Raw genomic sequence first — 19906 nt, 5'->3', positions numbered from 1 at the left:
CTTCTTTGGCAAGTTCATCCTGAACTGAAATTCACTTCAACGGCGCCGGGGCCGGGTGTGGACGGCGTCGGCCAGGCGGAGGAAGGTCGGCCAGGCGGAGGAAGGCAGTCGGAAGCGGTCAGGCCGTGGCGGGAAGTCGGAAGAGGTCAGGCCGAGGGGGGCAGGCCGAGGACGGCTCGGGCGAGGGCGCACACCTGGTTCGCGGGCAGCGCCTCGTCCGGCCCGGTCAGCGTGGTGATCACGGCCAGCGCGGCGCAGGCGAGCAGCCGGGCCGAGGGCCCGGTCAGCTCCGGGCGGAACTCCCGCAGCAGCGCGGCCCACTCGGCCAAGTAGTTCGCCCGCGCCGCACGGAACTCCTCGCGCGGCCCGCCCGGCAGGTCGGCCACCTCGGTGAGCAGCGCGGACGTCACGCCCGCCGCCGGGCCGACCACGTCGGCGTAGCCGGCGACCAGCCGGGTCAACGCGTCCGAAGGGTCGCTGGCCGACGCCAGCACGCGGTGCAGGTCGAACCACAGCACCTCGTTGCCCCGGTGCAGGATCGCGGCCAGCAGATCGACCTTGCTCGGGTAGTCCTGGTAGACGCTCGGTCCGGAGATGCCCACCGCCGCACCGATGTCACCCAGGCTGACCGCGTGGTACCCGCGCTCGGCGAACAACCGCCCGGCCGACGCCATCAGCGCCTCACCGCGCAGCCGGGGTACCAGCTGACCACCCTGAGGTCTGACCTCGGCACCGTCCGGCATCGGTGAGGTCAGACAGGCGACGGCGGCCGCGCGCAGCGCGTCGACCAGCCCTTCCGGCCGGGTGTCCAGGTGGTATTGGGCGGGACTCTCCAGCACCGCCAACGCCGCCCGCGCCCGGGCCCCGCGCAACGCCCCCTCGCCCGCCTCGCCGACTTCGCCCGCCTCGCCGAGCATCAGCAGGATTCGCGCCCGGCGGGCCCGCAGCGGGCCGGCCACCGCCTCGGGCAGTTCGCCGGCGGTCCGGTGCCACAGCGGGGCGTACTCCGGCCGCGCCAGTACCGCCTCGGCCAGCGCGGTGACCAGGTCAGCCGGCTCCTCCATCGCCGCCGCTTCGAGCCGCCCTACGGCCTCGTCCAGGACCGCCGCGAGCAGGTCGGACTTGCCCCGGAAATGCCGGTACAGCGCGCTCGCGCCGATCTCCACCCGGCCGGCCACGTCGGCCATGGCGACCTGGCGATAACCCCGCTCCCAGAACAGGCGGGCGGCCGCGCGCACGATCTGGCGCCGACGGTCGGGCGGGCGCCGGCGGGGCGAGCCGCTCAACTCCACCGTCGACGACATACCGCCCGCACTCCTTTGGCGGAGGATGCGGGATTCGAACCCGCGAGGGCTATAACACCCAACACGCTTTCCAAGCGTGCGCCATAGGCCACTAGGCGAATCCTCCGCCGCAGAGTGTACCGGCCGCTTCTGGCGGCTTTCGCCAAGGCGTGCTGACGCCGCGCGCGGCCAACCACTACACTGGGCGATGGACCCCGCGCGGCGTCCATCCTGTGAACTCCCCCAGGGCCGGAAGGCAGCAAGGGTCAACGGGCTCTGTCGGGTGCGCGGGGTCCCCTTATGTCCGGGTCACCCTGCCCCGCGGTCTCGTCAGGGCCGCCGGGTAGCCTCGGCCGTTGTCGGGAACGGCGAGCCGGCACAGCCGGCGGGGTGGGTGAATATGGCGCTGGCTCTGTACCGCAAGTACCGCCCGGCGACCTTCGCGGAAGTGGTCGGGCAAGAACATGTGACCGAGCCGCTGCGCACCGCGTTGTCCGCCGGCCGGGTCAGCCATGCCTACCTGTTCTCCGGGCCGCGCGGCTGCGGCAAGACCTCCTCCGCGCGCATCCTCGCCCGCTCGTTGAACTGCGTGAACGGGCCGACGCCGGACCCCTGCGGGGAGTGCCCTTCGTGCATCGCGCTGGCCCCGGAAGGCCCCGGCAACATCGACGTGATCGAGCTGGACGCGGCCTCGCACGGCGGCGTGGACGACGCCCGCGAGCTGCGCGACCGGGCGTTCTACGCGCCCGCCGAGTCGCGCTACCGGGTGTTCATCGTCGACGAGGCGCACATGGTCACCACGCAGGGCTTCAACGCCCTGCTCAAGATCGTCGAGGAGCCGCCGGAGCACCTCGTCTTCGTGTTCGCCACCACCGAGCCGGACAAGGTGCTGACCACCATCCGCTCGCGCACCCACCACTACCCGTTCCGGCTGATCCCGCCCGGCACGCTGCGCGCCCTGCTGGAACGGATCTGCGCGGACGAGGGCGCCATCGTCGCGCCGCCGGTGTACCCGCTGGTCATCCGGGCCGGCGGGGGGTCGGCCCGGGACACCCTCTCGGTGCTGGATCAGCTACTCGCCGGCGCCGGGCCGGAAGGCGTCACCTACGACCGGGCGGTCGCGCTGCTCGGCGTCACCGACGTCGCGCTGATCGACGACGCGGTGGACGCGCTGGCCGCACAGGACGGCGCGGCGGTGTTCAGCACGGTGGACCGGCTGGTCGAGGCCGGGCACGACCCCCGGAGGTTCGCCGCCGACCTCCTGGACCGGCTGCGCGACCTGATCCTGCTGGACGCGGTGCCGGACGCGGCGGGCCGAGGCCTGGTGGACGCGCCGGCCGACGAGCTGTCCCGCATGGCCGACCAGGCGCAACGGCTGGGGCCGGCCACGCTGAGCCGGTTCGCCGAGATCGTGCACACCGGGCTCACCGAGATGCGCGGCGCCACCGCGCCCCGGCTGCTGCTGGAGCTGCTCTGCGGGAAGATGTTGCTACCCGCCGCGTCCACCTCGGACAACGCCCTGCTGCAGCGGCTCGAACGTATGGAGCGGCGCGCGGACATCGTGGTGGACAGCTCCTCGGACGGGGCCGGCCAGCCGGGGCGGACGTTCCAGCGCCCGTCCCAGTCCGGGCGGGCCGGCGCGTCGGACGATGCCGCCGGTAGTTCCGCTGAACACTCCGGTGCCGCGGGGCGTTCCGGTGCCGCGGGGCGTTCGGCCGAGCTCTCGGGCGTCTCCGGGCGTTCCGCTGAACACTCCGCTGCCGCGGGGCGTTCCGGTGCCGCGGGGCGTTCGGCTGAGCTCTCGGGCGTCTCCGGGCGTTCCGCTGAACACTCCGGTGCCGCGGGGCGTTCCGCCGAGGCGGCGGGCGCTGCCGGGACCTCGGGCGCCGCCGGGAGTTCGGCGGGCGAGCCGGGAGCCGCCCAGGGGACCGATGGGTATCCGGGCGCCGCGCGGCGTTCCGCCGAACACGCGGGAACCGTTCAAGGTTCCGGCAACGCTTCGGGAGCCGCCGGGCCTGCGGGAGGTTCCGTTGAACGCCCACGCGCCGCCGCTGGCCCCTCGGGCGGCGCGGCCAGTTCCGCCCAAGAGCCGGGTGCAACGGACGCCGAACACGCCGGTGCAGCGCGACGTTCCGCCGAACGCCGGCAAGCCCCCGACCACGCGGGCGCCCCCATATCTCCAGCGGCTGCCACACGTCCCGCCGAACCTTCGGCCGCCGCCGCACGCTCCGCCGGAACTTCGGGCGACGCGGCGCATTCCGCGGGAGCTTCGGGAGCCGGCGCAGGTTCCGCGGGAAATTCGGGCGACGCGGCGTATTCCGCGGGAACCTCGGGAGCCGGCGCAGGTTCCGCGGGAAATTCGGGCGACGCGGCGCGTTCCGCCGAATATGCGGAGCCCGCCGGCGCCGCCGCATCGCGTTCCGCTGAACGCGACGGGCCCGGCGAGCGTTCCGCCCCACCGGCCGAGCCCGTCGAACCCGCGCCGTCCACCAGCTCGCACGGCATCGACGCGGCGGCGGTCCGCCGGGTCTGGCCGGGCATCCTGGACCGCGCGAAACAGGCCAGCCGCAGCACCGGCGCGCTGTTGATGAACGCCACGGTGCGCGCGGTGGAGAACGACACCCTGGTGCTCACCATCGCCGCCGCCCCGCTGGCCCGGCGCCTGTCCGAGCAGCGCAACACCGACGTGATCGCCACCGCGCTGCGCGACGAGTTGGGCGTGGCCTGGCGGGTTCGCTGCGAGCATGACGGCGGCGGCCAGACGCGGGCGCCCAGCGCGGGCAACGGCGGTTCCGGAGGCGAGCCGCCGGCGCCGCCGGCCAGGTCAGCGCCGCGCCAGTCCGCCGGCGAGGCGCATCGCGCGCCCACCCGCAATGCCCGGCCCGCCCGGCCGAACGATCCGCCGCTCCCGCCCGAACCGCCTCCGGACGACGAGGAAGACATGATCGCCGAGGCGGCCGCCTACTCGGCCGACCGGGACGGGGCCGAGCCAGTCAGCCGGCGCGACCCCGAAGAGGTGGCGATCGAGCTGTTGGCCAGCCAACTCGGTGCGCGCGCGGTGGACGAACCGCGCCGGTGACGCCGTGACGTCCACCCCGACCCTGGTACCGGCCGCGCCCCCCAACGGGACCTCGGCCGGCCGGGGCGGCGACTCGGCGTTCGCGTTGGTCCGGAAGTCGTCGGCGCGCTGGTTGGTGCCGATCGGCACGGCGGTGGTCGTCGGGCGGGTGCTCTACACGTCCAACTGGTGGCTGAGCAGCTGGGCGAACACCACGCTGACCTGCACGGACGCGCTGATCTTCCTCTTCCCGTTCGTCATGCTGGCGGCCGCGCTGGACGCGCGGCGGCGGGTGCGGGCCAGCGCCGGCGCCGGGTTGTCGGTGTGGGGGTGGTCGCTGGCGGGGTTCGCCGTGGTGCTGGCCGTCGCGTACGCCGCGCCGGCCCGGTTGAACCCGCAGTGGCCGCCGCCGGTCCCCTGGGTCTGGCTGTTGCCGGCGGTCACCGCGCTGCTCGCCTACGCCGGGCTGGGCGTGCTCACCGGGGCGATGCTGGCCGGCGCTCGGCGCCGGTTGCTGCCGGTGGCGGCCGGGTTGGCCGTGCTCCTCGGTTACCTGGCGCCGACCCTGCTCGCCGCCGACGAGGAGTGGACCTCCACCCGTTACACGGTGCTCGGCGACGGCTGGCTGGGTGGCCCGGAGGCGCCGAACCCGTCGCTGCTGGTGTTGCAGGCGCTGTTTTTCGCGCTGCTCGGGCTGCTCGCGCTGGCGGTCGCCGCGCTGGACGTGCGGCCGGGGCGGGGAGTGGGCGCACTGGTGGTCACGCTGACCGCCGGGTTGCTGGTCACCGGGATGACCCTGGGCACCGTGGACGGCTCCAAGACCACCTGGGTCCGCGACGCCGCCGGCCCGCGCGCCTGCGCCACCGACCGGGTGGTGTGCGTGTGGACCGACCACGGGTCGCTGCTCGGCCACTACACCGACGTCGGCCACCGCATGCTGGCCGACGCGCCGCCGACCCTGCCGGTCCGCGGCTGGGTGGAGTCCGGTCTGGCCCGGGGCCCCGGTGAGGCCGAGGTCTACCTGGTCGGGCGCAGCTCGTCGGAGCCGGTGGACGTGGCGTGGGCGCTGGCCGGTGGCCTGGTGGACGGCATGGGCACGGACGCCCGCCGGGGCTACCTGGAGCGGGCCCGGCTGTGGCTGGTCGCCCGAGTACTGGCAGGCAAGGACCGGTCCGACTTCCTGGCCGGCCACGAGGACCCGGCCGTCCGCGCCATCCTCACCCAGCCGCCGGACAAGCAATGGGCGTGGTTCTTCACCACCCTGGCCGGTCGCTGACCCATATCGCGCCCCTCACCACCCCATATCGCGGATCCCGCCACCCCATGTCGCGGGTTCTGCCGGGTTGGTAACCGGCCAACTGTGGTCGAATCCGCGACATGGACTGCGGCTGCCCGCGATATGTGGGCGTCAGGAGCGGGGAGTCTGCTCCAGCCAGCGGAGGATGCCGGCGGCGATCGCCTGCGCGTAGCGCTGCCGGCCGTCCGGGCTGCTGACCAGCGCCGCCTCGGCCGCGTTGCGCATGTTGGCGCATTCGACCAGCGCGACGGGCCGGGTGGCCAGGTTCAGCCCGGCCAGATCGGAGCGCGCGGCCAGCCCCTGCTTGCCCAGGTAGGTGGACAGCGGCAGGCCGGAGTCGCGCATGCCGTCGCGCAGCGCGGTGGCCAGGGCCAGCGAGGGCGCGCCCTGCGCGGCGTTCACCGGCGGGCTCGGGTAAGCCACGTGGAAACCGCGCCCGCCGGGCGACGAACCGTCCGCGTGGATGGACACCATGGCCTCCGCGCCGGCCCGCTCGGCGGCCTTCCCGCGCACGTCAACGCAGGGCCCGACGCCGGTGTCGTTGTCCCTGGTCATGACCACCTGGACGGACTTTTCGCGGAGCACCGCGGCGACCCGCTGGGCCACGTCGAAGGTGAATGCGTGCTCGGTGTAGCCGGCGTTGGTGGCGGTGCCGGTGGTGTTGCACGCCTTGGTGCCGCCCCGGCCGTCGGACACCTGCTTGTTGATCTCGGTGGCGTGCGACGCGTTGCCGCCGTTGTGGCCGGGGTCGAGCACGATGACCCGCCCTTGCACCGCCTGGGTGGCTCGGTCACCCAGGTCGGAGGAGACCACCGCGTGTCCCGGGTGCACCACCTGGGGTCCACCACAACCGGCCAGGACCGCGGCGCCGACGACTGCTAACACGCTGATATTCCGCACGGCCCGCACGGCTCCAACCATGGCACGCCCCCGGATGGCTGGCTCCTCCGACACGGCGATGACCGGTGCGATTACCCTCGACGGTATGAGACCGGGGCAGCCCGACATGAACCTGATTCTGCAGCAGGCGCAGAAGATGCAGCGCCAGCTGGCCGACGCACAGGCCGAGCTGGCCGAGACCGAGGTGGTTGGCCAGGCCGGCAACGGGCTGGTCCGGATCACCCGCACCGCCGCCGGCGAGTTCCGCAAGGTGGAGATCGATCCGAAGGTGGTCGACGCCGACGACGTCGAGACCCTGCAGGACCTGGTGCTCGGCGCGATCGAGGACGCCGACCGTGCCGCCAAGGAACTACAGGAGCAGAAGCTGGGCGGCGTGACCGGCGGGCTCGGCCAGCTGGCCGGCGGGCTCGGCCTGCCCGGCCTGGAATAGCCCGCCATGTTCGAGGGACCGGTCCAGGACCTGATCGAGGAACTCGGCCGGCTGCCCGGGATCGGCCCGAAGAGCGCCCAGCGGATCGCCTTCCACCTGCTCGCCACCGAACCGGCCGACATCGAGCGGCTGCGCGAGGTGCTGCTCAAGATCAAGCAGGGCGTGCGGTTCTGCGAGGTCTGCGGCAACGTGTCGGAGGAGGAGCGCTGCCGCTACTGCCGCGACGCCCGCCGGGACGCCACGCTGCTCTGCGTGGTCGAGGAGCCCAAGGACGTGCTGGCCATCGAGCGCACCCGGGAGTTCCGCGGCCGCTACCACGTGCTGGGCGGCGCGCTGGACCCGTTGGCCGGCATCGGCCCCGACCAGCTGCGCATCCGGCAGCTGGTGGCCCGGATCGGCGGCACCGGCCCGGCCGACGACGAGCAGGACATCAAGGAGATCATCGTCGCCACCGACCCAAACACCGAAGGCGAGGCGACCGCCACCTACCTGATGCGCCTGCTCCGCGACTTCCCCGGCCTAACGGTGTCGCGGCTCGCATCGGGCCTCCCCATGGGCGGCGACCTGGAGTTCGCCGACGAACTAACCCTCGGCCGCGCCCTCTCCGGCCGCCGCGCCATGACCTGATTCAGTCACTTCAGCACGCCGGTTCAGTGGGTTCTGGCGGCTGGTTCAGTCACTTCAGCACGCCGGTTCAGTGGGTTCTGGCGACCGGTTCAGTCACTTCAGCACACCGGTTCAGTCACTTCGGCCGCCGGAATCGACTGAATCAGCCACCAGAACACACTGAACCAACCACCAGAACACACTGAACCAACCACCAGAACACACTGAATCAGCCGCCAGAACGCACTGAATCGGGACTGGGTCGGGGTGGGTGGTAAGCGGTTTCCGATCGTTAGGTCAAGCCTTGGCAAAGGGGGCTACCCACGAGTACGGGACCGGGGCTACTGTCGCGCGGATCACGTTCGTTCACCTGGGGGAGTGAAACCCATGCGACGCGTCCTTGTCGGGCTGGCCACAAGCCTGCTCGCGGTCTCGCTGGTGTCCTGCGCGGAGTCGAAGCGCGGTAACGAGAGCGCCGGAGACACCTTCGTATTCGGCGCGGCGGGCGCCCCGAAGGTGTTCGACCCGATCTTCACCGACGAGGGGGAGAGCCGGCGCATCCACCACCAGATGATCGAGCAGCTGATCGTGCACAAGCCCGGAACCGCCGAGCTGGCGCCCGGCCTGGCCACCGCGTGGACGCCCAGCGACGAGGGCAGGACCTGGACGTTCACCCTCCGCGAGGGCGTGAAGTTCCACGACGGCACGGCGTTCGACGGCGCCGCGGTGTGCGCCAACTTCGACCGCTGGTTCAACATGCCGGGCGCGGCGGCGCAGTCCCAGATGATCTACTACGGGGACGTCTTCGAGGGCTTCAAGCGCAACGAGGGCGACGCCGGCGGCGCCCCGGTGTACAAGAGCTGCGAGGCCCCGGCGCCCAACCAAGCGGTGCTGCACCTGAACAAGGCCAAGGGTGCGTTCCCGGCCGCGTTCACCCTCGACTCGCTGTCGATCTCCAGCCCGACCGCGCTGAAGCAGTACAACGCGGACGCGGTGACCCAGAGCGGCGACTCGTTCAGCTACGGCGCGTACGCCACCGACCACCCGACCGGCACCGGTCCGTTCAAGTTCGGCAGCTACGACCGGACGAACCAAGTGGTCACCCTGCTGCGCAACGACGACTACTGGGGCGAGAAGGCCAAGGTCGCCAAGCTGATCTTCCGGATCATCCCGGACGAGAACGCCCGCAAGCAGGAGCTGCGGGCCGGCAGCATCGACGGCTACGACTACCCCAACCCCGCCGACATCGGGGCGCTGCGCGGCGAGGGCTTCCAGGTACTCACCCGCAAGCCGTTCAACATCCTCTACCTGGGCATCAACCAGAAGAACAACCCGGCGCTGAAGGACATCCGGGTGCGCCAGGCGATCGCCTACGGGGTGAACCGCGAGGCGCTGGTGCGCAACAAGTTCCCCGAGGGCGCCGAGGTGGCGAACCAGTTCGTGCCGGCGGCCGCCGCCGGGTACGCACCGGACCCGCAGGCCTTCCCGTACGACCCGAACAAGGCGAAGGCGCTGCTAGCCGCGGCGGGCGTGTCCGACCTGACCCTGAACTTCTACTACCCGACCGAGATCAGCCGGCCGTACATGCCCAACCCGACGGACATCTTCGCGGTGATCGCCGAGGACCTGCGCCAGGTCGGCATCAAGATCAACCCGGTGCCCGAGCCGTGGAACGGCGGCTACAAGGACGACGTGCAGAAGCTGGGCAAGCACGACCTGCACCTGCTCGGCTGGACCGGCGACTACAACGACCCGGGCAACTTCGTCGGCACGTTCTTCGGCCGGCTCAAGCCGGAGTTCGGCTTCGACAACCCGGCCATGTTCGCCGAGATCGCCAAGGCCGACGGCACGGTGGATCCGGCCTCCCACGCCACCGAGTACCAGCAGGTCAACCGGGACCTGATGAGCACGTACCTGCCGGCGGTGCCGCTGGCCTCCGGGCCGGCGTTCATCGTGGTGGGCAAGAACGTACACGGGTTGGTACCAAGTCCGCTGACCAACGAGGACTACGCCCCGGTCAGCAAGAACTGACATGCTCCGCTTCCTGATAAGGCGGCTGCTGCAGGTAATACCCACGCTGCTGCTGCTGTCCGTCGCGGTGTTCGCCTGGCTGCGCGCGCTGCCCGGCGGGCCGGCCGGCGCACTGCTCGGCGACAAGGCCACCCCGGAGAAGATCGCCTCGCTGAACCGGGTGCTCGGCCTGGACCGGCCGATCTGGGAGCAGTACCTGCGCTTCCTCGGCCGGGTGGCCACGGGTGACTTCGGCAGCTCGCTGATCACCGGCGAACCGGTGACCACCGAGATCGGCCGGGCGTTGCCGGCGACCATCGAGCTCACCGGGATGGCGCTGTTCATCGCCATCGTGCTGGGCATCCCGCTGGGTTACCTGGCCGCCACCCGGCGCGGCACCGCGCTGGACAGCGCGACGATCGTGGCCACGCTGGTCGGCGTCGCGGTGCCGGTGTTCTTCCTGGGTTACCTGCTGAAGTCGTGGTTCGCGGTGAAGCTGGGCTGGCTGCCCCCGTCCGGGCGCGCGTCGGTGGGCCTGGACGCCACCCGGGTCACCGGATTCGCCGTGTTGGACGGGCTGCTGACCAGGGAGTTCGACGCCTCGCTGGACGCGATGAAGCACCTCATCCTGCCCGCGGTCACGGTGGCGACCATCCCGCTGGCGGTGATCGTGCGGATCACCCGGGCGTCGGTGCTGGACGTGCTGGGCGCGGACTTCATCCGCACCGCGCGGGCCAAGGGCCTGGCCCCCGGCACGGTGCGCGGGCGGCACGTGCTGCGCAACGCGCTGCTGCCGGTGTCCACCACCATCGGCCTGCAGACCGGTTTGCTGCTGGTCGGCGCGGTACTCACCGAGAAGGTGTTCGTCTGGGGCGGCGTCGGCACGCTGCTCGCCGACGGCATCTACCGGCACGACTACCCCCGGCTGCAGGCGCTGCTGATGCTCGGCGCGCTGCTGTACCTGCTGGTCAACCTGCTGGTCGACCTGTCCTACGCGATCATCGACCCCCGGGTCAGGCTGTCATGAACGTACTTCTGAACCGGCGCCGGGAACGGATCGACTCGCTGGGTGAAGCCGCCGAGGGCAAGAGCCTGCTGGCCGAGGCGTTCATCCGGCTGCGCTCCAACCCGGTGGCGATCATCGGCGCGGTGATCGTCGGGCTGTTCGTGCTGATCGCGGTGTTCGCCCCGCTGCTGGCCCCGCACGACGCCGCGCGCACGTTCGACGAGCTCCGCGCGGAACTGCGGCCGGATGCCATACCCGGGCCGCGACCCGGGTTCCCGCTGGGTTCGGACCAGAACGGCGGCGACGAGTTCTCCCGGATGATCCTGGCCTCCCGGCAGACCCTGCTGGTCGGCGTGTTCGCCACGCTGATCGGGCTGACCGTCGGCTCGGTGATCGGCATCCTGGCCGGCGCGTTCGGCGGCTGGGTAGACACCGTGCTGATGCGGGTGACCGACGTGCTGCTGTCCGTGCCGTCGCTGCTGCTGGCCATCTCCATCGCCGCGCTGGCCGCCAAGCCCAGCCAGACCACGGTGATCATCGCGGTGTCCATGGTGTGCATGCCGGTGTTCGCCCGGCTGATGCGCGGCGGCCTGCTCGCCCAGCGGCACAGCGACTACGTGCTGGCCGCCGTCGCGCTGGGCGTGCGGCGCGGCCCGATCGTGCTGCGGCACATGCTGCCCAACGCGGCCGGCCCGGTGATCGTGCAGGCCACCCTGGTGCTGGCCAGCTCGATCCTGGAAGCCGCCGCGCTGTCCTTCCTCGGCCTCGGTGACGCGGACCCGCGCCGGGCCGAGTGGGGCCTGATGCTGGCCAACGCGCAGGCCTACCTGGACGTGCGGCCCGAGCTGGCGTTCTACCCGGCCATAGCGATCATCGTGGTGGCGCTGGGGTTCACGCTGCTCGGCGAGGCACTGCGCGAGGCAATCGACCCGAAGAACCGGCGGTGACCCGATGAGTCCGTTGTTGCGGGTGAAGGACCTGCGGGTGACGTTCGCCGGGCATCGGCGCGGCGCCCCGGAGACGGTCGCCGTGGACGGGGTGAGCTTCGACGTCTCGCCCGGGCAGGTGGTCGGGTTGGTCGGCGAGTCCGGCTGCGGCAAGTCGGTGACCTCGCTGGCGTTGATGGGTCTGCTCCCGAAACGGGGGACGACCGTGACCGGCTCAGCGATGTTCGAGGGCACCGACCTGCTGAAACTTTCCGACGGCCAGATGCGCGACCGGCGCGGCCGGGACCTGGGCATGGTGTTCCAGGACCCGCTGTCCGCGCTGAACCCGGTCGTGCCGATCGGGATCCAGGTGACCGAGGTGCTGCGCCGGCACCGGTCGATGTCCGCCGCTGAGGCCACCGCCGAAGCCACGGCGCTGCTGCGCCGGGTGGGCATCCCCGACCCGGCCCGGCGGCTCAAGGAGTACCCGCACCAGAGCTCCGGCGGCATGCGCCAGCGCGCGCTGATCGCCATCGCGCTGGCCTGCGCGCCCCGGCTGCTCATCGCCGACGAGCCGACCACCGCCCTGGACGTGACCATCCAGGCCCAGATCCTGACCCTGCTGGCCGACCTGGTGCGGGACACCGGCACCGCGCTGATCATGATCACCCACGACCTGGGCGTGGTCGCCGGGCTGTGCGACGAGGTGAACGTGCTGTACGGCGGCAAGGTGGTGGAGCGGTCCGACCGGCGCAGGCTGTTCGGGTCCCCCCGGCATCCCTACACGCACGGGCTGCTGGGCTCGATTCCCCGGCTGGACGAGGCGCCGCGCACGCCCGGTGTGCGACGGCCCAAGCTGGCCGCCATCCCGGGGTCGGTGGCGGACAACCTGCCGTGGCCGTCGGCGTGCGCGTTCGCGCCGCGCTGCGGCCGGGCGCTGGACACCTGCCGGTCGGTGTCGCCGGCCGCCGAGACGGTCGACGCGGACCGGCTGCTGCGTTGCCACAACCCGGTGCCGAGCCAGGAGGTGCCGGCGTGAGCGATCTTGTTAACGTCGTAGACCTGAAGGTGCATTTCCCCATCAAAACCGGCCTTTTCGTGGACCGGACGGTGGGTTATGTATACGCCGTAGACGGGGTTTCGCTATCCGTTCCGCGCGGGCAGACCTACGGCCTGGTCGGCGAGTCCGGCTGCGGAAAGTCGACCCTCGGGCGGGCGCTGTTGCGGCTCACCCCGCTGACCGGTGGGCGGGTGGAGTTCGACGGCGTGGACCTGGCCTCGATGTCCGGCGAACCACTGCGCCGGATGCGCCGGCGCATGCAGATGGTGTTCCAGGACCCGCTGTCCAGCCTGGACCCCCGGCAGAGCGTGCGCTCCATGCTCACCGAGGCGCTGGGGGCGCACGGCCTAGACAAGACCCTGCCGGATGTGGACGCCCGGCTGGCCGAACTGCTGGACGCGGTCGGGCTCCCGAAAGCCGCGCTGCGCCGCTACCCGCACGAGTTCTCCGGCGGGCAGCGGCAACGGCTGGGCATCGCGCGCGCGTTGTCGCTGAACCCGGACCTGATCGTGGCCGACGAACCGGTCTCCGCGCTGGACGTGTCGGTGCAGGCGCAGGTGTTGAACCTGCTCGACGACCTGCAGGTGTCACTCGGCCTGACCTACCTGATCATCGCGCACGACCTGGCGGTGGTGCGGCACGTGGCGGACCGGGTCGGCGTGATGTACCTGGGCGCACTGGTCGAGGAGGCCCCGGCCGACGGCCTGTACCGCGCGCCGGCGCACCCGTACACCCGCGCGCTGCTGTCGGCCGTGCCGGTCCCGGACCCGTCGGTGGAGGAACACCGCGAGCGCATCCTGCTCGCCGGCGACCTGCCGTCGCCGGCCGCCCCGCCGGCCGGTTGCCGCTTCCACACCCGTTGCCCGTGGCGGCAGCCCACCCGGTGCCACGACGAGCGCCCGTCGTTGCGCCTGCTCTCCGGGGAGGCTGAGCACCGGGTGGCCTGCCACTACGCCGAGGCGATCACCCGGGGCGAGCTGCACCCGCACCAGGTCGACCCGGCGGAAGCCACCCCCGACCTGGTCCCGGAGCTGGCCGTCGCACCTCCCGACCTGCCCACCTCGGTGACCGACCTACTCGGCCGCTAGCGGCGTTCGTCCCCCGTCCAGTCCTGGTTGAAGCCGCCCAGGTGCGGGTGGTACATCTCGTCGCCCGAGTGCTGGGTGAACTCGACCTTGATCCACAAGCGGTCGAGGTCGAACAGCTCGACGCAGGTGTCGATCAGCGCCTGGGCGAGCTCGGCCCGGGTCTGCAGGGGGCGCCCGCTCCGGATGTCGCACATGATCAGGGCGGACGGGGTGGGGTCGCCGTCCCGGTGGCAACGCCAGACGCCGCCGGGACCGAGGTCGTGCACGGAGACGGTGAGCAGGTCGGCGTTGACCTGCATGCTCTCGGCGTAGGTCTTGCCGACCCGCGCGGCGAGCTCCCGCTTCGCGGCGGCGGTGACGTCCAGCGGCAGGTCGACCTGGATGGAAGGCATCAGAGGGTCCCTTTCAGGAGGCGGAGGGTGATCGTCGTTTCTGGCGGATAAGCCGCGAAAATCGAGGCTGCACCGCCACGGACGGCGATCACCCCCCACCACGCTCGATGCCGGCGGCGATCTGGAAGAGCCCTTCCTCGCGGCCCGGGGCGGTGATCAGCTGGACGCCGACGGGCAGCCCGTCCACGTATCCGGCCGGAACGCTCAGCGCGGGGATGCCGGCCAGGTTCCATGGGCTGGTCAGCGACAACAGTGCCGTGCGGGTCTCCACGGTGGCGTCCCCGGCCCGCACGGTTCGCTGGTCCAGCCGGGGGGCGACGACGGGCACGGTGGGGAGCGCCAGCACCGGATGCGACGCGAGCAGGCGCAACACCCGCTCGCGGAACTCCCGCCGCGCCCGGTCGGCTTCCGCGTACCGCTCGGCGGTGATCGACTGCCCGGTGCGCAGGCGCGCGAGCACGTCCGGGTCGATCAGCGACTCCTCGCCGGCCAGATGTGACTCGTGCACGGCGAACGCCTCGTGTCCCTGCAGGGCGGAGAACGTCCCGAACAGGTCCCCGGTGTCGCCCAGCGCCCCGGCCACCGGGTAGAGGTCCACTCCGCCCAGGGCTTCCCGGGCGACCCGGGTGATCCGAGGGTCGGTCGGCGCGATCTCCTCCGGGGAAATCCATCCGACCGGCCCGCCGTGTGGCCTCTCCCCGGAAGCTCCGCCGGCGAGCACCCGATACGCCGCCAACGCATCCTGGCTGGTCACCGTGAACAGCCCGACGTGGTCGAGCGACGGGGCCAGCGGGTAGAGCCCGCCGGTCGGGAGGGCGTCGTAGGCCGGCTTGAACCCGACCACCCCGCACAGGGCCGCCGGCACCCGCACCGAGCCGGCGGTGTCGGTGCCGATGGCCAGCGGCACCATCCCGTCCGCCACCGCCACGGCGCTGCCGCCGCTGCTGCCGCCGGACATGCGTTCCGGGTCGACCGGGTTCCGGGACGGGCCGTGCACCGAGCGGTCGCCGGTCGCGCCGTAGGCGAACTCGTGCAGCGTGGTCTTCCCGACGATCACCGCCCCCGCCCGGCACAGCCGGGTCACGATCTCGGCGTCCCCGGTCGCCCGGGCGGTGCCGAACGACGACGCCGATCCGCCGGTGGTCGGCAGCCCGGCCATGTCGATCAGGTCCTTGACCGCGATCGGAACACCGTGCAGCGGCCCTCGGTCGGTCCCTTCCGCCAGTTCGGCGTCCGCACGTTCGGCGGCGGCCAGCGCACCCCGCTCGTCGACCAGGGCGAACGCGTTCACGACCGGGTTGCGTTCCTCGATCCGGCGCAAGGCCGCGCGGGCCAGCTGGACGGCCGTGGTCCGGCCCTCGCGCAGCGCGGCGCCCAGGCCGGCGATCGTGGCGGGTGTAGTGACGGTGTTGGTCATTTCGGTACTCCGGGGAGGTTGGCGAGCAGCGGGACGATCAGCGCCGTGCCGATGCTCATGGCGGCGACGTTGCCGAGGAACGGGTGGAATCCGGCCGGCAGGCGGGCCGAGATCGCGGCCGCCAGCGGAGGCCCGACGACCGCGCCGGCCACCACGGCCAGGAGGGTCGGCAGCGGTGCGCCTCCGCACGCCAGCACCGCGGCCGGGACGACGGACACCGCGGGCACGAAAGTCGGGTAGAAGCCCTCAGCGCGCCAGCGCCGGCGCCACAGCAGCACCCCGAGCAGGGCGGTCAGCAACTGTCCGGCCAGGACGGTGAGGAACAGTCCCGACCCGTAGACCAGCGAGTCCGGCGCCGTGGCGTGGGCGATGAGCGCACCGATGAGCAGTGCTCCGCTGGCCCACTCGTTGCCGAAGAACTGCGCCTCGGACAGGTCGGCCAGCGCCCGCCGGAGCACCCACACCGGGCCGTACGCGGGCCGCGGCGTTACCGGTGTCGCCGGTGTTACCGGTGTTACCGGTGTCGCCGCCCGCCAGGCCCAGGGTTCGGGCATCCAGGGCAGCCTCGGGCAGATGGCGAACGCCACCGCCGCGGCCAGCGCCATCCCGCCCGTCGCCCCGACCACCGGTGGCAGCCCCAGCGGCCGGCAGACCCAGCCGACCAGCCCGATCGCCACCGGAGGTACGAGCAGCGCGCCGGCGACCGCACCGGTGAGGACCACCCGCCGCCCCGGCCCGTACAGCACCACCACCGCCGGTGCGACGGACACCAGCGGCGCGAACAGGGGCTGCCACCCGCCGGCCAGCGTCGGGCCCCACAACAGCGCACTGAGCAGCACGCTGAGCAGGGCGGCACCGGCGACCGGTGGCCAGATCCCGGTCCCGCAGGCCTGCACGAAGCCCTGGGCCGGCCAGCCGAGGCGATGCGCCACATGGCCGGCCAGGCCCCCGGCGAGAAGCAGGACGCCCGCCGTAGCCGCCGCGTAGAACTGCGGTTCGGAGATCGCCGCCAGCACCCAGCGGGCCAGGCCGGCGAGGTCGCGGTAGTCGCCCGCCCAGGCCGGCCCGTGGGGCATCGCGGTCCACGCGGCCGCGCCGGCCAGCGCGACGAACGCGGCCGACGCCCCGAGTGCGCGGCGGGAGGTCCGGGTCGGATCGTCGAGGCTGCTCACGGTGTCACCGGGGCAGCGGCGGCGCGCCGCGGTAGCCGAGCATCTGGTCGTAGAGGTCGGTCCGCCGGTCGCGGTGCAGGTCGTTGAGCTGGTTCCAGATCGGTGCCGTCCTGGTCGCGGTGAGGTCCACGTCGGCGTAGATGACGGTGTCCTCGTCCGGACCGGCGATGCGGTCGATCGGCCAGCCGTTGGTGCCGGCGATCAGCGAGTTGCCCATGAAGCCGGCACCCCGCTCCTGCCCGGTGCGGTCGGCGGTGGCGATGAAGACGTTGTTGGCGTGCGCCGCGGTGATCGTCAGGTGGGCGGCCATGCAGACGCCGCTGGCGTCGTAGAGCGGCGGGGGCGTCCATACCCAGCCGGTGGGGATGCAGATGATGTCGGCCCCCAGCTGGGACACGATCCGGGCGGTCTCGGGGAACCAGATGTCCCAGCACACCAGCAGCCCGATCCGGCCGATCCGGGTGTCGAAGACCTTGAACCCCTCGTCGCCGGGGGTGAACCACAGCTTCTCGGTGTTCCACAGGTGGGTCTTCCGGTAGCGGCCGATGTAGCCGCCCGGACCGACCAGCACCGCAGTGTCGTAGAGCCGCTCGCCGTCCCGCTCGACGACACAGCCGACCACGTACATGTCGTGCTCGGCGGCGATGCGCTCGAACATCTCCAGCGACGGCCCGTCCGGGACCGTCTCGGAGTGCGCGAACGCCTCTTCCCGGGTCTCGAACACGTAGCCGGTCGTGGCCAGCTCCGGCAGGACGACCAGGCCGGCCCCCGCCTCCCCGGCGGCGTTCAGCCGCTGCTCCACCGCGGCGGCGTTCGCCTTGAGGTTCTCCACCCCGACCCGCGGCTCGAACTGCACGACGGCCACCCGGACCGGGCTCACTGCCTCGGACATTTACCTACTCCTCGGTAGCTAGTTCAAAAACAAGACTGGATGGCCGAAGAGTAGAAGAGGTAGTCTTGTTTTGCAACTAGATGAGGAGGACCGAGATGGGGGCGTCCAAGGAGGCGCTGGCGACGGCGGAGTGCCCGGTGGCCCGGGCGGTGGACGTGGTCGGGGACCGGTGGTCGCTGCTGATCGTGCGGGACGTGTTCGACGGGTTGTGCCGCTTCGGGGAGCTGCAGCGGAACCTCGGGCTGTCCCGCAACATCCTCACCGAGCGGCTCCGCACCCTCGTGGCGCAGGGAGTGCTCGAGACCAGGCCCGCCGCGGACGGCACGGCGTATCACGAGTACGGGCTGACCGAGAAGGGCACCGACCTGTTCGCCATCCTGGTCGCGCTGCGGCAGTGGGGCGAGGGACACCTGTTCGCCGAGGGGGAACCGCACTCGGTGCTGCTGGAGGTCGACGGCGACCGGCCGGTCGGCAAGCTGGAGCCGCGCGACGCCGACGGCCGGCCGATCACGTATCGCAACGCCTACGTCCGCAAGGTGTCGCACGAGAGCACGGGCGCGCCGGGATAGAGTTCGCCGGTGCGCGCGGTGGTGAGCTTCTCGGACCGGCGCGGCCGGATGACCGAGGGACAACAGCACGCCTGGCACCGCTGGTGGCCCGAGTACGGCCGCGACCTGGACGAACTCCCCGATGCCCTGGACGCGGACGGCTGGTTCGGCCGCCGGGCGCCGCTGCTGGTGGAGATCGGCTCCGGCATGGGCGAGTCCACGGCCGCCATGGCCGCCGCCGCGCCGGAGATCAACTACCTGGCCGTCGAGGTGTACCAGCCGGGGCTGGCCCAGCTGCTCATGCGCATCCACGAGCAGGGGCTGACCAACCTGCGCCTGGTGCGCGGCGACGCGGTCCGGCTACTGCGCGAGCGGATCACGCCCGGCTCGCTGCACGGGCTCCGGGTGTTCTTCCCCGACCCGTGGCCGAAGCGCAAGCACCACAAGCGGCGGATCGTCCAGCCGGACTTCGCCGCGCTGGCCGCGAGCCGACTGCAACCCGGCGGCACCCTGCACCTGGCCACCGACTGGCAGCACTACGCCGACCACATGCGCAAGGTGTGCGACGCCGAGCCCGCGCTGCTCGGCGGTCCGGTGGACCGCCCGGCCTGGCGCCCGCTGACCAAGTTCGAGCAGCGGGCCCGGGAAGAGGGCCGAACGGTCACCGATCTGATGTATAACGCTCTGGCACCGACCGGCTGCGCCCGCGAAACTCCGCCACCACCGTCTCCCCGCACCGCACCGTGACGTCGTAGATCCCGGACCGCCCGCTGGACGCGCGCAGCTGCGCCTCCGCCACCAGCTCGTCACCCAGGCGCGCCGAGCGCATGAAGGTTATGTCGGCTCCGGCCGCCAATGTAGGCACTCCGAAGCTGTTACACGCGTATGCGAAGGCCGTATCCGCCAGCAGGAACAGGTACCCGCCGTGCGCCACGGCGTGGCCGTTCACGTGTCGTTCCCGCACCACCAGCCGCGCACTCGCCCGACCGGGGGACACCGAGACCACCTCCACGCCGGCGCCGGCCGAGGCTGCGTCGGCCGCACGCATCCGTTCCGCCGTTTGCCGAGCAATAGCACCCGGATCTGATGAATCTGCACCCTGTCGCGCCTCCGCCGTCATGCTGAACAGTGTGCCGGCATAGGGTCGGATGCATGACCGAGCCCGAGCTTGCGCCCCGATCCGCCCAGCGCACGCTGTTGGTGTGGGACGCGCCGAACATGGACATGAGCCTCGGCTCGCTGCTCGGCGCCCGGCCGACGTCGGCGTTCCGGCCTCGGTTCGACGCGGTCGGCCGGTGGCTGCTGGACCGGGCCGGCGAAGGCATCGCCGAGGCGTGCGTGTTCACCAACGTCACACCGGGCAGCACCGAGGTGGTGCGCCCGTGGGTGGAGGCGCTGCGCAACGTCGGCTTCGCGGTGTTCGCCAAGCCGAAGATCACCGAGGACAGCGACATCGACTCGGACATGCTCGACCACATCGCGGCTCGGCGGGCCGAGGGCGGCCTGGCCGGCGTGGTGGTCGCCTCCGGCGACGGGCGGGCGTTCCGCGAGCCGCTGGAGGAACTGGTCAAGGCGGCCATCGGGGTCACCGTGATCGGGTTCCGCGAGTACGCCTCGTTCGCCCAGGCCTCCGACATCATCGACTTCGTCGACCTGGAGGACATCGACGGCGTGTTCCGCGAGCCGTTGCCTCGCATGACGCTGGACTCGCTGCCCGACGAGGGCGCCTGGCTGCCCCCGTTCCGGTCCCTGCGCTCGCTGCTGGAGAAGCGGCTCTGAGAGCCGGTTGGCGGAGTTCCGCCGGGTGCGTACGGTGATCGA

At 72.1% G+C, this 19906-nt stretch carries 19 protein-coding genes, 1 tRNA gene and 1 other RNA gene; 13 read left to right on the top strand and 8 right to left on the bottom strand.

The window, feature by feature from the left end; all coding sequences use genetic code 11:
• Nucleotides 1-146: 146 nt before the first annotated feature.
• Both ABEB12_RS00855 and ABEB12_RS00850 read right to left on the bottom strand, forming a co-directional pair.
• A complete protein-coding gene (locus tag ABEB12_RS00855; protein ID WP_185058469.1) occupies nucleotides 147-1304 on the bottom strand; it encodes a TetR family transcriptional regulator in 1158 nt (385 codons plus the stop codon).
• A 16-nt stretch (nucleotides 1305-1320) separates the two neighbouring features.
• Nucleotides 1321-1410, bottom strand: a tRNA-Ser gene (locus tag ABEB12_RS00850).
• 80 nt (nucleotides 1411-1490) lie between these two features.
• On the opposite strand from ABEB12_RS00850, the gene ffs reads away from it, so the two are divergent.
• From ffs to ABEB12_RS00835, 3 genes are all read left to right on the top strand, one after another.
• An RNA gene (gene ffs, locus ABEB12_RS00845) (signal recognition particle sRNA small type) lies at nucleotides 1491-1585 on the top strand.
• 98 nt (nucleotides 1586-1683) lie between these two features.
• Nucleotides 1684-4362 carry a DNA polymerase III subunit gamma and tau gene (locus ABEB12_RS00840; protein ID WP_185058468.1) on the top strand — a complete coding sequence of 893 codons (2679 nt, stop codon included), beginning with the start codon at nucleotides 1684-1686 and terminating at the stop codon, nucleotides 4360-4362.
• A 4-nt stretch (nucleotides 4363-4366) separates the two neighbouring features.
• Complete coding sequence (locus ABEB12_RS00835) at nucleotides 4367-5617, top strand: hypothetical protein (RefSeq protein ID WP_185058467.1); 1251 nt, start codon at nucleotides 4367-4369, stop codon at nucleotides 5615-5617.
• 132 nt (nucleotides 5618-5749) lie between these two features.
• On the opposite strand, the gene ABEB12_RS00830 is transcribed toward ABEB12_RS00835, so the two are convergent.
• Nucleotides 5750-6523: an N-acetylmuramoyl-L-alanine amidase gene (locus tag ABEB12_RS00830; RefSeq protein ID WP_345702459.1), complete on the bottom strand. Its 774-nt coding sequence runs from the start codon at nucleotides 6521-6523 to the stop codon at nucleotides 5750-5752.
• A gap of 121 nt (nucleotides 6524-6644) precedes the next feature.
• Between ABEB12_RS00830 and ABEB12_RS00825 the strand changes: the two genes are divergently transcribed.
• From ABEB12_RS00825 to ABEB12_RS00795, 7 genes are all read left to right on the top strand, one after another.
• A complete protein-coding gene (locus tag ABEB12_RS00825; RefSeq protein WP_345702458.1) occupies nucleotides 6645-6968 on the top strand; it encodes a YbaB/EbfC family nucleoid-associated protein in 324 nt (107 codons plus the stop codon).
• Nucleotides 6969-6974: 6 nt separating this feature from the next.
• Nucleotides 6975-7595: a recombination mediator RecR gene (gene recR, locus ABEB12_RS00820; protein WP_185058464.1), complete on the top strand. Its 621-nt coding sequence runs from the start codon at nucleotides 6975-6977 to the stop codon at nucleotides 7593-7595.
• A gap of 366 nt (nucleotides 7596-7961) precedes the next feature.
• The gene (locus ABEB12_RS00815; protein WP_185058463.1) at nucleotides 7962-9605 is read left to right on the top strand and encodes an ABC transporter substrate-binding protein; all 1644 of its coding nucleotides are present in this window, start codon (nucleotides 7962-7964) and stop codon (nucleotides 9603-9605) included.
• A gap of 1 nt (nucleotide 9606) precedes the next feature.
• On the top strand, nucleotides 9607-10611 hold the full coding sequence (locus ABEB12_RS00810; RefSeq protein WP_185058462.1) for an ABC transporter permease subunit: 1005 nt from the start codon (nucleotides 9607-9609) through the stop codon (nucleotides 10609-10611).
• Nucleotides 10608-11537, top strand: coding sequence for an ABC transporter permease subunit (locus ABEB12_RS00805; protein WP_185058461.1), 930 nt, complete (start codon nucleotides 10608-10610; stop codon nucleotides 11535-11537). The genes ABEB12_RS00810 and ABEB12_RS00805 overlap by 4 nt, the downstream gene beginning before the upstream one ends.
• 4 nt (nucleotides 11538-11541) lie before the next feature.
• A complete protein-coding gene (locus tag ABEB12_RS00800; protein WP_185058460.1) occupies nucleotides 11542-12555 on the top strand; it encodes an oligopeptide/dipeptide ABC transporter ATP-binding protein in 1014 nt (337 codons plus the stop codon).
• Nucleotides 12552-13664 (top strand): oligopeptide/dipeptide ABC transporter ATP-binding protein, encoded by a 1113-nt coding sequence (locus ABEB12_RS00795; protein WP_185058459.1) that lies wholly within the window; start codon nucleotides 12552-12554, stop codon nucleotides 13662-13664. Before ABEB12_RS00800 ends, ABEB12_RS00795 begins: the two co-directional genes overlap by 4 nt.
• On the opposite strand, the gene ABEB12_RS00790 is transcribed toward ABEB12_RS00795, so the two are convergent.
• From ABEB12_RS00790 to ABEB12_RS00775, 4 genes are all read right to left on the bottom strand, one after another.
• Nucleotides 13661-14056, bottom strand: coding sequence for a tautomerase (locus ABEB12_RS00790; RefSeq protein WP_185058458.1), 396 nt, complete (start codon nucleotides 14054-14056; stop codon nucleotides 13661-13663). The genes ABEB12_RS00795 and ABEB12_RS00790 overlap by 4 nt on opposite strands.
• An 88-nt stretch (nucleotides 14057-14144) precedes the next feature.
• Nucleotides 14145-15473: an amidase family protein gene (locus tag ABEB12_RS00785; protein ID WP_185058457.1), complete on the bottom strand. Its 1329-nt coding sequence runs from the start codon at nucleotides 15471-15473 to the stop codon at nucleotides 14145-14147.
• Nucleotides 15470-16645, bottom strand: a complete 1176-nt coding sequence (locus ABEB12_RS00780) for a hypothetical protein (RefSeq protein WP_185058456.1) — start codon at nucleotides 16643-16645, stop codon at nucleotides 15470-15472. Before ABEB12_RS00780 ends, ABEB12_RS00785 begins: the two co-directional genes overlap by 4 nt.
• A gap of 4 nt (nucleotides 16646-16649) precedes the next feature.
• Nucleotides 16650-17537 carry a nitrilase-related carbon-nitrogen hydrolase gene (locus tag ABEB12_RS00775; protein ID WP_185058455.1) on the bottom strand — a complete coding sequence of 296 codons (888 nt, stop codon included), beginning with the start codon at nucleotides 17535-17537 and terminating at the stop codon, nucleotides 16650-16652.
• A gap of 80 nt (nucleotides 17538-17617) precedes the next feature.
• Here ABEB12_RS00775 and ABEB12_RS00770 point away from each other — a divergent pair, with 80 nt between their 5' ends.
• Together ABEB12_RS00770 and trmB are read left to right on the top strand one after the other, a co-directional pair.
• Nucleotides 17618-18106: a winged helix-turn-helix transcriptional regulator gene (locus ABEB12_RS00770; protein ID WP_345702457.1), complete on the top strand. Its 489-nt coding sequence runs from the start codon at nucleotides 17618-17620 to the stop codon at nucleotides 18104-18106.
• Nucleotides 18107-18115: 9 nt separating this feature from the next.
• Nucleotides 18116-18832 (top strand): tRNA (guanosine(46)-N7)-methyltransferase TrmB, encoded by a 717-nt coding sequence (gene trmB / locus ABEB12_RS00765; RefSeq protein WP_185058454.1) that lies wholly within the window; start codon nucleotides 18116-18118, stop codon nucleotides 18830-18832.
• Here trmB and paaI read toward each other — a convergent pair.
• A complete protein-coding gene (paaI, locus tag ABEB12_RS00760; RefSeq protein ID WP_221497515.1) occupies nucleotides 18747-19133 on the bottom strand; it encodes a hydroxyphenylacetyl-CoA thioesterase PaaI in 387 nt (128 codons plus the stop codon). The genes trmB and paaI overlap by 86 nt on opposite strands.
• Before the next feature lie 104 nt (nucleotides 19134-19237).
• On the opposite strand from paaI, the gene ABEB12_RS00755 reads away from it, so the two are divergent.
• Complete coding sequence (locus tag ABEB12_RS00755) at nucleotides 19238-19864, top strand: NYN domain-containing protein (protein WP_185058452.1); 627 nt, start codon at nucleotides 19238-19240, stop codon at nucleotides 19862-19864.
• Nucleotides 19865-19906 lie beyond the last annotated feature (42 nt).

This window comes from Actinospineispora eucalypti, from assembly GCF_039543365.1.
Classification (GTDB): Bacteria; Actinomycetota; Actinomycetes; order Mycobacteriales; family Pseudonocardiaceae; genus Pseudonocardia; species Pseudonocardia eucalypti.
The sequence above is the reverse complement of the archived record's forward strand: the minus strand, read 5'-3'. Positions and strand labels throughout refer to the sequence as shown.

Bases quoted from the DNA above. Each gene is read 5' to 3' on its own strand.
- ABEB12_RS00855 (WP_185058469.1), bottom strand. From the start codon at position 1,304: ATGTCGTCGACGGTGGAGTTGAGCGGCTCGCCCCGCCGGCGCCCGCCC.
- ABEB12_RS00840 (WP_185058468.1), top strand. From the start codon at position 1,684: ATGGCGCTGGCTCTGTACCGCAAGTACCGCCCGGCGACCTTCGCGGAA.
- ABEB12_RS00825 (WP_345702458.1), top strand. From the start codon at position 6,645: ATGAACCTGATTCTGCAGCAGGCGCAGAAGATGCAGCGCCAGCTGGCC.
- recR (WP_185058464.1), top strand. From the start codon at position 6,975: ATGTTCGAGGGACCGGTCCAGGACCTGATCGAGGAACTCGGCCGGCTG.
- ABEB12_RS00815 (WP_185058463.1), top strand. From the start codon at position 7,962: ATGCGACGCGTCCTTGTCGGGCTGGCCACAAGCCTGCTCGCGGTCTCG.
- ABEB12_RS00810 (WP_185058462.1), top strand. From the start codon at position 9,607: ATGCTCCGCTTCCTGATAAGGCGGCTGCTGCAGGTAATACCCACGCTG.
- ABEB12_RS00805 (WP_185058461.1), top strand. From the start codon at position 10,608: ATGAACGTACTTCTGAACCGGCGCCGGGAACGGATCGACTCGCTGGGT.
- ABEB12_RS00800 (WP_185058460.1), top strand. From the start codon at position 11,542: ATGAGTCCGTTGTTGCGGGTGAAGGACCTGCGGGTGACGTTCGCCGGG.
- ABEB12_RS00790 (WP_185058458.1), bottom strand. From the start codon at position 14,056: ATGCCTTCCATCCAGGTCGACCTGCCGCTGGACGTCACCGCCGCCGCG.
- ABEB12_RS00785 (WP_185058457.1), bottom strand. From the start codon at position 15,473: ATGACCAACACCGTCACTACACCCGCCACGATCGCCGGCCTGGGCGCC.
- ABEB12_RS00775 (WP_185058455.1), bottom strand. From the start codon at position 17,537: ATGTCCGAGGCAGTGAGCCCGGTCCGGGTGGCCGTCGTGCAGTTCGAG.
- ABEB12_RS00770 (WP_345702457.1), top strand. From the start codon at position 17,618: ATGAGGAGGACCGAGATGGGGGCGTCCAAGGAGGCGCTGGCGACGGCG.
- paaI (WP_221497515.1), bottom strand. From the start codon at position 19,133: ATGCGTGCGGCCGACGCAGCCTCGGCCGGCGCCGGCGTGGAGGTGGTC.
- ABEB12_RS00755 (WP_185058452.1), top strand. From the start codon at position 19,238: ATGACCGAGCCCGAGCTTGCGCCCCGATCCGCCCAGCGCACGCTGTTG.